This window comes from Propioniciclava soli, assembly GCF_014858005.1.
Lineage (GTDB): Bacteria > Actinomycetota > Actinomycetes > Propionibacteriales > Propionibacteriaceae > Propioniciclava > Propioniciclava soli.
Genome location: NZ_JACYOT010000004.1, coordinates 371,422 through 386,022, shown reverse-complemented (window position 1 = coordinate 386,022; position 14,601 = coordinate 371,422). Strand labels below are relative to the sequence as shown.

Genomic DNA, 14,601 nt, shown 5'->3' with positions numbered 1-14,601 from the left:
ACACTCACCGCAGCTCGGCGGCGTCGTAGCGCTGCAGGAACGCGGCCATGGCGTCGCGGTTCACCGGGTTCACCGGGCGGAACTGTCGGCGCGGGCCGTCCACCCAGCCGGTGGTGATGCCGTGGTGGGCCAGCCAGGTGATCTCGGAATAGAACGCCGTGCTCGGGGTCAGGTCGGCGAACGGGGACGCCGCGGGTGGCGTCCACACCGGGGAGCCGGCAAACCGGTAGAGGAAGGCCGCCATCGCGTCCCGGTTCACGGGCGTCAGCGGACGGTAGTAGCGGCGGCCCCCGGTCTCCCAGCCGGTCGTGATGCCCTGTTCGGCGAGCCACGCGATCTCCTTGTAGAACTGCGCCGTCGTCGGCACGTCGGCAAACGGCGAGATCGCGGGCGGGGTGTAGGCGGGGCTGCCGGCGTACCGGTAGAGGAAGGCCGCCATGGCGTCGCGGTTCACCGGCGACACGGGCTGGTAGGTCAGCCGCGGCGGCGTCCCGTAGCCCGTGGTGAGGCCACGGACGTACATCCAGCAGATCGACTCCAGGTGCTCGGTGCCCACGGGCACGTCGTCGAACACGCTGCCGGCCGCGAAGCTGGCGGCCCAGCGGGTCGTGCCCGTGAGCACGTACCCGGGCAGGGCCCGCGCCTCCACGATGACCTGCCCCCGCGCGGGGTGGACGCCGGCCGCGGCGGTTTGGCCACCGATGAGGTAGCCGACGCCGGGCGTCGCCGGGATGGTCACGGTGTCGGACCCGGTGCCGCAGCGTTCGGCGAACACCGGCGGCACCGCGGTGACGGCCGTGGTTCCGGACCCCACCCGGGTGGTGGCCTGCGGCGCGGTGGGCGTCGCCGAGCGGAGCCCGGCGGCGTCCGTGGCGATCGCGTAGAACCCGTAGGCGTGCCCCGGGGCGCCAGTGAACGGGCGCGAACCGGTCGCGTCGGTGACCGTGGCCCACGGCGTCGGCGCGCCACCGTCGACGGTCACGAACAGCTCCACCTGCCGGACGCCGGCGTGGGCGTCGCTGGCCTGCCAGGACACCGGGAAGGTCGGATTCGGGGAGTTTGGCGGCAGCGGCGCGAGCCCCGCCTGCGGCGCGACCCCGTCGATCAGGTTGCTCCACGTGTTCGTGCGGATGGCCGGGTTGAGGTCGAACACGATGTCGGAGATGCTCGAGGTCGCCGTCCCGCTCGCGACGTCGCGGAGCGGCACGTCGAACCACACGACGCCCTGGCCGCGCGTCCCGTCGGTGTTGGGCGGCAGGAAGCCGCGCAGTGGATCCTCGGGCAGCTCGCCGGTGAGGGGGTCGATGGTGATGAGCGACCAGGTGATCGTGCCGGCCGCCGCGTCCACGGTGGCATCCACGTCCACCACCAGCGCGTCGGGGATCGTGAGGCGCTCGTCGACCTGGCCGCTCGGTGAGACGGGTGTCCAGTGGGTGGCGCCGAACTGCACGTCGGAGAACCGGACGTCGCCCAGGTCGTAGTGGGCCGGGTCGATGTGGTGGGTGATCCGCACCTCCTGGGCGGGGGCCGTCGCGGTGGCGAGGTTCTCGAAGTAGATGCAGAACCGGTGGCGTCCACCGGGCGTCAGCGCGTGCGCCGTTCCGCCGCCGCGGGGCCCGACCAACTCGTTCGGATCGAACGAGGCGACCGGCACCATCGTCGCCGAATCCTGCTCGGGCCAGCATTTCTCGAGGGCCGTGAACATGGTGTTGGCCTCCCCCAGCGCGCCGAGGACGGCCGCCAGTCCCTGCCCTCCCGGGATCACGGAGGACACGCAGGCCACCGAGCCCAGGCCGGACCAGAACAGGTCCGACGCCGAGGCGGCGCTGAACGGCGGCGCTTCGTTGGCGACGTTCCGGGCGATCGCGGCGGCAGCGTCCGCGGCCAGACCGGCGCACGCACCGCCCGGCACGGCGTCCATCACGATCTGCTTGAACAGGTCGAGCAGCGCGTCACCGCACCCACCGGCCCCGAACCAGCCCCAGGCGTCCGGCTGGGCGCTCCCGGCAGAGCGGCCCGATTCGGCAACGCCGGCCCCGGGGCCACCGGGCGGCTCGGTGACGAGGCAACGCCCAGCCGACACGCTGAGCGTGAACGGGGCCGGCTGCGGCACCTCCAGGTTGAACTCGTAGGAGCGGGTGCTCCCGGCGGGCAGACTGCTGAGGTAGAGCGGGATGCCGCGGACGCCGTCACGCACGAACGTGTCACGCTCCTGCGACCAGTCCGATCGCCCGGTGACGGGGAGCCTGGGATCGACCAGACTGAACCGCGGGCTGACGTTGCTGGCCGCGGGCAGACCGGTGACCATCAGCAGCACGCCCCCCGCGTCGACATTGCCGTGGTTGGTCACCTCAACCGTGAACCTGGTGGAGCGGCCCCAGCGGAAGGCCCCCCGCGTCAGGAGCCGGGCGTTGACGATCGGCTGTTCGGGCGCCTGGACCGTCAGCCCGGCCAAGAGGCGGGCCGTTCCCTCAGTCGCAGAGTGCGCCACCACGTCGTAGGATCCCAGCGCTGCGGACGCAAGGTCGAACCGCACGGTGGCCGAGCGCGCGTCGGCGGACCACGAGGTCACGGTGCCCGGCACGGTGGTACCACCACGCACGAGCGACACGGTCGTCCCGGGCAGGAGCACCCTTCCGCTCACCTCGACGCTGGTCGTGGCTCCCGCGCCGACCACGGCTGGCGTCACGCGCGCCAAGGAGAAGGCTGCCGGACCGCACACCGGGTTCCAGCAGGCGAGCCCGAACGTCACGCGCCCCAGCGGCACGGTGCTGCGCGCCCAGAGGACGGCGGTGAGGTCGCCGCCGGCCCTCACCGCGCAGTTGGGGTCCGTCCTGTCCGTGCGGTGTTTGCAGGCATCGGTTCCGTCCGCCTGGAAGATGCCGTACGGGAGAGTGGCCGGCGCGTCCGGGTTGGACGCCGTGGCATCCAGCTGGTCCCCCGCGCCCGCCACGAAGCGGACGCAGCGGGCGGCGTCCACGGCATCCAGGCGGGTGGCCCAGCTGGCACCGGTGACCAGCGAGTCCAGGCGTTCGCAGCCGACCGGCGCGTTGATGCGGCGCACCGCCACCTGCCACGACCCGACCGCGCCGGGTCGGCTGGCCGTGACCACGGCGCGGAAGGGTGCCCGCCCCCGGAGGCGACACACACTCGCGTTGGCCGCGGTGCTGCACTGCTCCTCGCCTGCGGCGTCCACGATGTAGCCCGCCAGCGCCGCGACATCGGCCCCCGCCAGGGAGAACAGGGCCGTGTCGCCCGTGCTCAGGCCCAGGGTGAGGCAGCGGACGCCGGCGGTCGCCGGGGCGGGGAAGCTGGCCGCGGGTTCGGCGAATGACATGGTGCGGGACGCGTCCGCGCAGGCCTGCCTGGACGCCATTGACGCCCAGGAGGTCGTGCCCCGCGCCTGCTGCTCGTTCGCCGACTGGGCAAGGACGCGGAAGGGCGCAACGCCGGTGAGCCGGCACGCGCCCGTGCGGAAGGACCCCACCGAGAAGCGCGTCCGGGTCCTGCAGACCTGGCTACCCACAGCGTCCACCACCGTGAAGACGGGGCTGCCGGTCAGGTCCAGGTGGGACCACCACAGCGTGCTCCCGGCCGGTGAGGTGAGTTCTCGACAGTCCCAGAGATCGCCCGGATCGAGGGCGGCGGTCCACGGCGCGGTGTCCCACCGGTCGGAGTCCAGCACCGGGCAACCGGTTGATTCCATGACCGGAACCACCCCCACCCGATAGGTGGTGTCGGCCGCTGCGGCGGGGCTGGTGACGACGACCAGATGGGAAGCGTTGACCGCGAGCCCGACCACCGCCGAAGGTTCGTCGACGCCGTCCGTGGCGAAGGCCGCCACCCGCGCTCCCCGCGAATCGTGCACGGTGACGGACAACCGTGCCGCCCCGGTGGTGCGATGGATCCGCAGCGCGTGCGCTCCGCTCGCCGTGGGCGTGTACACGAAGCACTCCGGCGGTCCGGTGCGCACCGCGGAGGTGGGCAGGGGGGTCCGCCACGCGGCGGTGCCGAGCGGCGCACATCCGGTCGGTGCGGCCAGGTCGCCGATCCACACGGTGGTCTCACCCGCCGCCGGGGTGCCACGCATGAGCAGGAGCCGACGCGGCCCGAGGTCGGCTGCGCCGCAGGTCATGGGCTCGTTCGTCGTCACCTCGCAGATCTGCCCACCGTCCGGGCCGAAACCCAGCGCCACGAAACCGAGCGCGCCGAGGGACACCAGGAGAGGGCCGGCACGCTCGGCCGTGGGCTGCAGGCAGTCGACCTCGGCACCGGTCGCGGCGACGAACGGCCGGGCGGGGGCGTCCCATCGGCCCAGGCCGCTCTCACACCCCGGGGTGCCCATGATGTCGAGGAGCCCGATCTGGTAGGTCTGGGGGGTTGCATCCACGGGGCCGACGGTCACCACCGTGTGGGTGGTCCCGCCCTGGAGACGGAGCACCGCGTACGCGTCGGGGCCGAGGTCGCTGGTGTCGTGCTCACCCACGAGGGTGCGCGCCGTGTCGAAGACATACGTCTGCAGCCGCCGGGCGCCCGGCTGCAGACGCATGACGTAGGGCCCGGTCGAGGTGGTCGTGACGAGGCGGCACTCGGCCAGCCGCGTGCGCGTGGTGGCGGCCGGCAGCGGCGAGCGCCAGGAGCCGAGCGGCGCCGTGACGCAGCCGCGATCGTCGGACAGCGACCGCACGCTGATGGTGCTCGTCGCGTGGTCGTCCGACGCGGGCTGCAGGATGACGACATGGCGCCCCGCGGCGGCGAGACGGCACGCGAAGCCGGTGATGCTGGCGTAGCACTGCTGCGCGCCGAAGGCGTCGTAGACCAGCGCGTCGACCGGGTGACCGGTGGCGCTCAGCCACAGGGTGTCCGGGCCGGCTGCGGTGAGCTGGCGGCAGTCGAGCTGGCCGCGGGCGGTGGACGTGATGGTTTCGTCCGGGGCGTCCCAGGCGGTCGAGATGGAGCGACAGGCGGTGCCGAGGAGGTCGAACACCCCGACGGTGTAGGCCGGGTCGGGGGCCACGGCGCCCCCGCCGACGATGAGCCGGTAGGTCACCGCCGCGGTGAGCGGGGCGACCGCGCCGCGGTTCCATGAGTCGAACCGACGCACGAGCGTGCCGGCCGGATCGTAGACGGACAGTTCGGTGGGCATGCCTGCACCCGGCCGGCCGTAGCGCACCTGGTGCGGGCCGGTGGTGCGCGTGGTGAACGTGAAGCATTCCGGGAGTCCGGTCCGCACTGCCGCCACCGGCAGGGGCGCTGCCCATGCCGCCAGCGGCATCGCGATGCAGGCGTCGGTCTCGGGAAGCGCGTTCGGGGCCCCGGCGTCCGGGGATTCTGCCACCGGGCCAGCCGGGTTCGCGGCATTCTCCGGGGCAGGCTCCGGCGCGACCTCAGGTGCCGGGTCGGGTGCCGGTTCCGCCGGCGGGACGGGGGTGGGTGAGGGGTCGGCGGACGGCTCCGGCCGCAAGAGGGGAGTGGGTTCGGGCGTGGGGTCGGGCGACCGTTCCGGCGTCGCGGCGGGTGGCGCCTCGGGCGTGGCGGTGACGGTGGGCGTCGGCGTGGCCGGGGCGACGGCCGGGTCCCCCACCTCGGCGCGGGCCGCGGGACCGAGGCCGAACACGAGCGCCCACGCGAGAACCAGCGTGACCAACCAACGGAGCGGACGAGCCATGGGAGCACCCCCTGCCGAGGTCCCGCTCTGCCACGGGACGCATCGGTGCAAGGAGTCCGGTTGCCGCCGGCCTGATACGCGGGCGTCAGCGCACGGTGAACTCCGCGACGGCGTCCGGAAGGCCCTCGGCGGTGATGCGGACGCGCACCGTCCCCGGCCCGGTGGTGCGCACGATCGCCTGGGCCCGGCCGTCGTGCGGCGTGCACGTCGTGGCGTCGAACCGTTCCTCGGTGCGCCAGGCACCGGTGCCGAACCCGGCCAGCTCGGCCGGCCCCTCCACGGCGACCGACACGGGACGCCGATCGGTCACGACCACCTCGCCCTGCGCATCGGTGAGCGCGACGGCGACGTAACCGAGGTCATCGGTCCCGTGGAGCTCCGCGCGTTCGGCGTCCGCACGGACCTCCGCCACCGGCCCGGCCGAGCGCAGGGTCGTGCGCCCCACCTCCTGGCCGTCGGTGTGAGCCACCGCCGTCAGCTCCCCGGGCCGCCACACGGTGTCGAAGGACGCCACCAGGGCCCGCTTCTCCCCCACGGCCGCGCGGCCGAGCGATTCACCGTCGAGCAGCAGCTCCACCTCGTCGGCCCGCGCGTACACCTCGACGCGGACGGGCGCGTCCTCGAACCCCGGCCACGACCAGCTCGCCACCGTGTCGCTCCACTGCCAGGCGTTGGGCTGGGGCCGCGTGTGGTGGTAGCGCTCCGGGCGCTGCACCGCCAGGAACGGGCCGTCGGCCAGGCCGAACGCGATCTCGCGGTAGTGCGACACGGTCTTGCGGTACCCCGTGATGTCGATGTCGCCGCACCCGGCCAGCAGGTTCGGGTAGCCCAGCCCGTAGGGGGCGACGGCGCCGTCCTCGGCGTAGGCGTGCCCACCAATGCCGGCCTCGCCCAGGTAGTCCCAGCCGGTCCAGGTGAAATCGCCGATCACCTGGTCGTGGGCCATCACCTGGTCCCAGTTGTGGGCGATCCGGGTCGGGAAGGTCTCCGAGCCGACGCTCACCCGCTGCGGGTGGTGTTCGGCATCGTAGGCGTAGCGGTCCTCGGCGTAGTTGTAGCCCATCACGTCGAGCACGGCCGCCGCCTCGTGGACGGCCGCGTCAGCGTCCGGCGTCGTGGCCGCGGCGTTCTGGCCGGCGGCGAAGTTCTGGCCGTCCTCCCCCGTGCGGTCGGTGAGCCCGCCCATGAACTCGTTCAGCCCGCCCGCCTTGGCGATGAGATCGGCGACGTCGACGAGGAACAGCATCTGGATGCCGTTGGTGACGGGCCGCGTCGGGTCGAGCGCGCGCGTCCGCTCGGCCAGGGCGCGGCCGAGCAGGCGGCCGTCGCGGCGTCCGAGCTCGAGGATCTCGTTGCCGATCGAGTACATCACCACGCTGGGGTGGTTGACCGAGCCCTCGACCATCGATGCCAGATCACGCTCCCACCACGTCGCGAAGTCGCGGCTGGCGTCGAACGGCGTCTTCTCCACCGCCCACATGTCGAACGCCTCGTTCATGACCAGCATGCCGACCTCGTCGCAGGCGTCCAGCAGCACCTGGGACGCCGGGTTGTGCGCGCTGCGGATCGCGTTGAACCCCGCCTCCTTCAGCAGCCGGACGCGGCGCCGCTCGGCCGCGGGGTGGGACGCTGCGCCGAGCAGCCCGTTGTCGTGGTGCAGGCAGGTGCCGTGCAGCTTGAGCGCCTCCCCGTTGAGGCGGAAGCCGCGGTAGGGGTCCACCGACACCGTGCGAACGCCGAACCGCACGGCGAGTTCGTCGGAAACGGCGGCCTGCTCCTCGAGTTCGTCGTCGAGGACGCGGACGATCGCGGTGTGCAGGGCCGGGTCGTCGAGGGACCAGCGGTGCGGATCGCGGATCCACTGGCGCCGGCGCACGACGGCGGGGGTGCCGGGAGCGACCGTGACGGGCTCGGTGACTTCGACCAGAACCGCACCGTCGGGGCCCCGCAGCTCGGTGTGCAGCCGCACCTCGCGGACGGAGCGGGTGTCGTTCACCACGCGCGCGACGACCTCCACCGCGGCCAGGTCGTCGTCCACCTCGGGGGTGGTCACGGTGACCCCGTCCGGGGCGAGGTGGACGCCGCCGGCCACGGTCAGGTGCACCTGGCGGAACAACCCGGCCCCGCTGTACCACCGGCTGTCGAGATGGGTCCGGACGTCGACGCGGAGTTCCTGGGTGTGGCCCGGGCGCAGGTGCGGCGTCAGATCGACGTGGAAGCGCGCGTAGCCGCTCGGCCGGTGGGCCAGCTGGACGTCGTCGAGGTAGACGCGGGCCCCCGCGTAGGCGCCGTCGAAGGTGACGTTGATGAAGCGATCGGCCCAGTCACCGGGCACGTCCAGGCTGCGCAGGTACCGCCACACCCCACCCGGGTAATAGCCGGATGACCCGCCGGAGGGGGCGTCCGGGGTGCGGTCGGCGTCGCGCATGGCATCGTGCGGCAGGCGCACGTCCCGCACCTCGGGTTGCTCGCCGGTGAAGCGGGCGAATGGCCCGGCCGGCGTCGTGACTCGCCAGCCGTCGTTGAGCGGGACGCGGGAGACGGGGTCAGCCATGGTTGCTCCAAGGAGGATCGGCGACGGTGCGGACCACCCGATTCTAGGTGCGAGAGCCGCTGTCGTGAGGTGTCCGGCGACACGCACCGCCGTGTTCCAATCGCGCTACAGGTGCTCGCCGGCACGCCGGGCCGCGGGCGGCGTTGGGATTCATCGGCCACACTGGCGGGGTGTTCCTGCTCCGCGTGATGCTGCCCGACCGCCCCGGTTCGCTGGGGGCGGTCGCCACCGCGCTCGGCGAGGCGCACGCCGACATCAACGCCGTCGAGATCATCGAGAAGGGCGCCGGCCACGTCATCGACGACTTCATGCTGACGCTGCCTCCCGATGCGCGCCCGGAGGCGCTGATCACCGCATGCGCGGGGCTGGCCGATGTCGAGGTGATGTGGGTCTCCTCCTACCCCGACAACTGGGGACTCACGGCCGACACCGACGTCCTGGAGGACATGGTGGCCGAGCCGGACCGCGCCGAGCACGTCCTGCTGCACGCGGCACCCGTGGTGTTCCATGCCACGTGGGCGGTGCTGGTGGAGCGCTCGGGGGCCGTGGTGGAGGCCACTGCGCTGGCCCCGCCCGAGGCGGTGTTCGACCACGCGCACCTCGGCGACCTGCGGACGCCGCACGTCGCCACCCTGCCCACCGCGTGGATCCCGAACTGGGGGGAGCACACGGTGGCGGTCACCCCGTTTAGAGGCAGTGAGCACTCCATCCTGCTCGGACGCCCCGGGCCGGAGTTCCGGCAGTCCGAGCTGGTCCGGCTGCGTCACCTCGCGATGCTCTCCGACCTGCGGCTGCCCGCCCCCTGACCCGGGGGGGTGGCCGGGGGGTGGGCGCCGACACGCTCACTTGTGGCTCAAACTCCGGCTTGGGAGCCGGAGTTTGAGCCACGAGTGAGCGTGTCGTGCCGGGTTCCACGGCCGGTGTGCTGCCAGGGACGCGGACCCCGACCGGGCATCTTCCCAGACGCCGAGGGTCCTCGGCGCCTCAGGACAGCTCAGGTCACGTGCGCACTCTGGTGCCTCCTGACGCAGCCTGGAGGCACGTGGCCGCCCATGGCATCACGTGGCTCGCCTTCGCTCCACCTGGCGCAGCGCAGCTCACGTGGCGGGGTGTGCACGGCCCTCCAGGTGAGCCGCGCTGCGCCACGTGATCCCGGCGTGCGCCACGTGGCCCTGGACCACCTCCGCGGGTCGGTCGATTCACCAACCCTCGCAGTAGAGCGTTCCGAAACCGCAGTGTGAGCCACATGTGTGCATGTCACCGCCGTCGGGGTGATTGATCCCCGGAGGAACCTGACTCCCCACAGGACACCCCAAGGGGGGTTGTCTCAAGGTCCGGCTTGGGCAAGGCTGCCCCGAGGAGGAATGCAATGAATGACACCCTGTTGGGCCGGGCCGCAGCCGCCGTCGAGGACGCCGAGGGCCTGGACGCCCCGGCAACCATCCTGAGAGATGTGGCCCCCAAGCTGCCCCGCCCCCTGCTCGACGTACTCACCGGACGCGCCGTGGGCAGCCCCCTGCACCCCGCCCTGGTGCACTTGCCGATCGGCGCCGCGATCAGCGCGCTGGTCGTGGAACTCGTGGGCGGTGAGACACAGGCGTCGTCGGCGCGCCTCCTGGCGGGGTTGACTGTCGCGTCCGCCGTACCGGCGGCGTGGACAGGGCTCGCCGACTACGCCTCGGCGTACGGCGCGGGTGCGAGACGCGTCGGCGCGGCCCATGCCCTGCTCAACGCGGCGGGCACCACGTTGGCTCTCGCCGCTGTTGCCACCGGCGGGGCAACACGACGCCCCATCCCCACATTGCTGATCGCCGGCAGCGTGGGCGCCTACCTCGCCGGCGGGTTCCTGGGCGGCCACCTCGTGCATGCCCGAGAGCAGACGGCTCCCGGGGCCTGAGCCGACGCGCCGCAGCGCCGGCCCCGGGCTGACACGCACACTTCGGCCCCAAACTCCGGCTCCCAAGCCGGAGTTTGGGGCCGAAGTGTGCGTGTCGCGCTTCTCCCCGGCGCCGCAGCGCTCAGAAGCCGCGCAGCTGGAGGTAGGCGTAGTACCCGAACGCGACGACGGCGGCCAGCACCAGCACCGCGACGAGGATCGCCCACCAACGCTGCCGCTTCTTCTGCCGCGTCGTGGGGACGTCGGCCGGACCCCAGTCGCCGATCCGTGGCATCGCCCGCGGGGAGACGCGGCCGTTGAGGTTCAGGTTGCTATTCAGGCCCTCCACGGCGCCCAGCCTACGCGTCGTCCCACCCTCACGACGCGACGGCGTCCGCGCCGCGGGTGAGCAGGTCGTCGAACTGCTCGGCGGGCAGGATCGGCACCCCGAGAGTCTCGGCCTTGGCGTACTTCGACCCGGTGGTCTCCCCCGCCACCAACACCGACGTCTTCTTCGACACCGACCCCGCGGCCTTCCCGCCGCGGGCGGTGATCGCCTCCTGCGCGGTCTCGCGGGTGTAGCCGGGCACCGCCCCGGTGACCACCACCGTCAGCCCGGCGAGCGTCTGCTCCACTGCTTCCTCCACCGCCACGGTTTCGCTCGCCATCACGCACCCGGCCGCCTGCCACTTGTCGACGATGGCCCGGTGCCAGTCCTCGGCAAACCACTCGGTGATGGACGCGGCGAGCGTCGGCCCGATGCCGTCGACGGCCGACAGCTCCTCGGCGGACGCGGCGCGCAGGGCGTCCACGCTCGGGAAGGCGCGCGCCACGTCGGGTGCCACCCCCTTGCCGATGTGGCGGATCGACAGCGCGACCAGGAACTTCGGCCAGGGCCGCGTCCGGGCCGCCGCGAGGTTCTCCAGCAGCTTGGTGCCGTTGGCGGTCAGCGCGCCGCCCTTGGTGCGGAAGAAGTCCGACCGCAGCAGGTCGTCGGAGGTCAGCGAGAACAGGTCGCCCTCGTCGGCCACCAGCTCGGCCGCGAGGAGGGCGTCCGCCGCCTGCCAGCCGAGGGTCTCGATGTCGAGCGCGGCGCGCGAGGCCACGTGGAACAGGCGCTCGCGCAGCTGGCTGGGGCACGAACGCGTGTTGGGGCAGCGGAGGTCCTTGTCCCCCTCCTTCTCCTCCCGCAGCTCGGTGCCGCAGCTTGGGCAGTGCGTCGGCATGACCCACGCGGGCAGTCCCTCGGGGCGCAGGGGCAGCACGGGGCCGAGGATCTCGGGGATCACGTCGCCGGCCTTGCGCAGGATCACCGTGTCGCCGGGACGCACGTCCTTGCGCTCCACCTCGTGGGCGTTGTGCAGCGTCGCCATCTCCACCGTCGAGCCCGCCACGACCACGGGCTCCATCACCCCGTAGGGCGTGACGCGTCCGGTGCGGCCGGTGTTCACTTCGATGCGGAGCAGCCGGGTGTTGACCTCCTCCGGGGGGTACTTGAACGCGATCGCCCACCGCGGGGCCCGCGAGGTGAACCCCAGCTCCCGCTGGCGGGCGATGTCGTTGACCTTGAGCACCACGCCGTCCATCTCGTGCTCGAGGTCGTGCCGGCGGTGCTCGTAGGTCTCGATGTAGCCCAAGGCCTCGGGCAGGCCGGCGACGACCTCGTTGTGGGGGCTCACGGGCAACCCGTAGCGGCGCAGCAGGTCGTAGCCGTCGGACTGGCGCGGCACGTCAGGCCCCGAGTGCGCACCCAGGCCGTGGCAGTAGAACCGCAGCCGCCGCGACGCCGTGACGCGCGGGTCCTTCTGCCGCAACGACCCAGCGGAGGAGTTCCGCGGGTTGGCGAACGGCGCCCGCCCAGCCTCGAGCAGCGAGGCATTGAGCGCCTCGAAGTCATCGGGCCGCATGTAGACCTCGCCGCGCACCTCGACGAGGTCGGGCGCCTCGTCGCTGAGCCGCGCCGGGATGGCATCGATCGTGCGGGCGTTGGCCGTCACGTCCTCACCAAAGCGCCCGTCACCACGCGTCGCCGCGGTGACCAGCCGGCGGTCGCGGTAGACCAGGTCGAGCGCGAGCCCGTCGATCTTCACCTCGCACAGCAGCTCGGTCGCTCCCCCGAGCCGGCCGTACCAGCGCTCGAGCTCCTCGACCGAGAGGGCGTTGTCCAGACTCATCATCGGCGCCAGGTGCTCCACGGGCGCGAACGTGGCCGACACCGCCCCGCCCACCTGCTGGGTGGGCGAGTCGGGCGTCCGCAGCTCGGGGTGGGCCTCCTCCAGGGCCCCGAGCTCGGCGAAGAGCTGGTCGAACGCGGCGTCGGTGAGCGTGGGACGGTCCAGCACGTAGTACTGGAAGCGCGCCTCGCCGATCTGCTGGGCGAGGTCGGCGTGGCGGGTCCGGAGGGTCGCATCGGTCACGCTGGGCAACCTACCGTGCGCCCCCGACGTTTCGGCGCGGCCACGTATCACCGCGGGGCCCACCGCCTCCTTCGTCACGTCCACCGGAGCACCCGCCCCGGACCCCCGAAGGAGCCACCATGACCGTCCCGCCCACCCCCAGCCGCACCGACACCACCGCCTGGACACCCGACCAGCGCGCCGGCACGTGCGCCATCGCCCCCAGCCCCGAGCTGCGGGAGCGCTGGACGCGCGAGCTCGGCAACCGCGTCCGCCGCCAGCGCGACGACGCCGTCCCGATCGCCTTCGAGGGTGACCCGCACCGCGTCGGCTTCAACGACGGCGTCATCATCCCGCCCGACGCGTTCCCGGCCGGCACCCCCGAGACCACCATCCGCAACGCCGCGGCCGATCGCGCTCCGCTGCGCGGCAGCGTGCGGGCCGCCGTCGTCCTGGTCGACTTCTCCGACAAGCCCATGCAGGCCTCCACCGGTCAGCTCAACGACCTGTTCTTCTCGACCGGCGTGCTGCCCCACGGCAGCGTCACCGAGTACTTCACCGAGGTCACCGGCGGCCTGGTGTCGCTGACCGGTCAGGTCGTCGGGCCCTACCGCATGCCCCACACCCTCGCCTGGTACGCCAACGGCGGCGCCGGCATCGGCCGCAACGGCACCGACTTCCGTTCGCCGATCCTCGCCCAGGACGCCGCCGCGGCGGCGACGGCCGACCTCAACTTCGCGCCGTACGACAACGACGGCAACGGCTACGTGGACGCCTTCGTGGTCGTCCACGCCGGCCGCGGCGCCGAGGAGACGGGCAGCATGGGCGACATTTGGTCGCACAAGTCGACGCTGCCCGCCGAGTACGCCACCGACGGCACCCGCATCTACGGCTACCTCACCATCGGGGAGGACGCCAAGATCGGCGTCTCGGCCCACGAGCTGGGCCACCTGCTGTTCGGTTTTCCCGATCTGTACGACACCGACGGCTCCTCCGAGGGCGTCGGCGAGTGGTGCCTCATGGGTTCGGGCAGCTGGGGCGGCGGTGGCGACATCCCGACCCACCCGGGCGCGTGGTGCAAGGCGCAGCAGGGCTGGGCGCCGGTCACCAACGTCACCACCAACGGCACGCTCACCATCGCATCCGTCGGGTCCGGCGGCGGGGTGTTCCGGTTGTGGCGCGACGGCGCCCCCGGGCAGGAGTACTTTCTCGTCGAGAATCGGCAGCGCACCGGGTACGACCAGAGCCTGCCCGGCGACGGGCTCGTGCTGTGGCACGTCGACGACGCCAAGTCGACCAACCGTGACGAGAACCACTACAAGGTCGGCGTCCTGCAGGCCGACGGGGCCCGCCACCTCGAGACCGGGGCGAACCGTGGCGACGCCGGCGATCCTTTCCCGGGCTCGTCGGGCACGACCACGGTGACCAAGGACAGCTCCCCCGGCACCCGCTCCCACGCCGGGGCGGACACGCTGGTGTCGCTCGCGAACGTCAGCGCCTCCGGCGCCACCATGACCGTCGACGTGACGGTTCGGGAGTTCGTCAAAAACGCCAAGGAGATCCAGAAGGAGGTGAAGGAGTCCCTGAAGGACGGGAAGGAACTCCGCAAGGATGTACTGCCCGACGGCAAGAGCCGCGCGAAGGACATCAAAGATGCCCTCAAGGACGCCAAGGAGGTCGCCAAGGACGCCAAGGACGGCCGCAAGGATCTCAAGGAGATCGCCAAGGATGCCAAGGACCTCCACAAGGACGTCAAGGAGGCCGCCAAGGACGCCAAGGACGGCCGCAAGGAGATCAAGGAGGCCGTCAAGGACATCAAGGAGGCCCGCAAGGAGTTCCGCGAGCTTCCCCCGATCGGCCGACCCCTCGCGGTGAGCGGTGCCGACGACGGCGGCGACCTGGCCGGCCGCGTGGCCGCGCTGGAGGAGGCTGTCGCCACGCTGCTCGGTGAGCTGGCTCCCGAGCCCTGGGAGCCGTTCATCGGCGCGGACCTGCGGCCCGATCTCATCGGCTCCGGCTCACCAGCGGATCCGTCGCTGGAGCAGCGCCTGGCGGCCGGGGACGCCGGCGCCAAGCGCGAGTTCGACGGCGCGGCGGGCTGATCGCC

7 protein-coding genes are annotated in these 14,601 nt (G+C 72.6%); 3 read left to right on the top strand and 4 right to left on the bottom strand.

Features of this window, described 5'->3' with window-relative positions:
• Nucleotides 1-4 precede the first annotated feature (4 nt).
• Nucleotides 5-5,668: an S-layer homology domain-containing protein gene (locus IFY26_RS04510; protein ID WP_232547798.1), complete on the bottom strand. Its 5,664-nt coding sequence runs from the start codon at nucleotides 5,666-5,668 to the stop codon at nucleotides 5-7.
• 85 nt (nucleotides 5,669-5,753) lie between these two features.
• A complete protein-coding gene (locus tag IFY26_RS04505; protein ID WP_232547797.1) occupies nucleotides 5,754-8,222 on the bottom strand; it encodes a glycoside hydrolase family 2 TIM barrel-domain containing protein in 2,469 nt (822 codons plus the stop codon).
• A 170-nt stretch (nucleotides 8,223-8,392) separates the two neighbouring features.
• Between IFY26_RS04505 and IFY26_RS04500 the strand changes: the two genes are divergently transcribed.
• Nucleotides 8,393-9,028, top strand: a complete 636-nt coding sequence (locus tag IFY26_RS04500; RefSeq protein WP_232547796.1) for an ACT domain-containing protein — start codon at nucleotides 8,393-8,395, stop codon at nucleotides 9,026-9,028.
• A gap of 563 nt (nucleotides 9,029-9,591) precedes the next feature.
• Nucleotides 9,592-10,119, top strand: coding sequence for a DUF2231 domain-containing protein (locus IFY26_RS04495; RefSeq protein WP_232547795.1), 528 nt, complete (start codon nucleotides 9,592-9,594; stop codon nucleotides 10,117-10,119).
• Between the two features lie 121 nt (nucleotides 10,120-10,240).
• Here IFY26_RS04495 and IFY26_RS04490 read toward each other — a convergent pair whose 3' ends face one another.
• Both IFY26_RS04490 and ligA read right to left on the bottom strand, forming a co-directional pair.
• Complete coding sequence (locus tag IFY26_RS04490; RefSeq protein ID WP_232547794.1) at nucleotides 10,241-10,447, bottom strand: hypothetical protein; 207 nt, start codon at nucleotides 10,445-10,447, stop codon at nucleotides 10,241-10,243.
• Nucleotides 10,448-10,475: 28 nt separating this feature from the next.
• Nucleotides 10,476-12,515, bottom strand: coding sequence for an NAD-dependent DNA ligase LigA (ligA, locus tag IFY26_RS04485; protein WP_232547793.1), 2,040 nt, complete (start codon nucleotides 12,513-12,515; stop codon nucleotides 10,476-10,478).
• A gap of 119 nt (nucleotides 12,516-12,634) precedes the next feature.
• On the opposite strand from ligA, the gene IFY26_RS04480 reads away from it, so the two are divergent.
• Nucleotides 12,635-14,596, top strand: a complete 1,962-nt coding sequence (locus IFY26_RS04480) for a M6 family metalloprotease domain-containing protein (protein WP_232547792.1) — start codon at nucleotides 12,635-12,637, stop codon at nucleotides 14,594-14,596.
• Nucleotides 14,597-14,601: the final 5 nt, after the last annotated feature.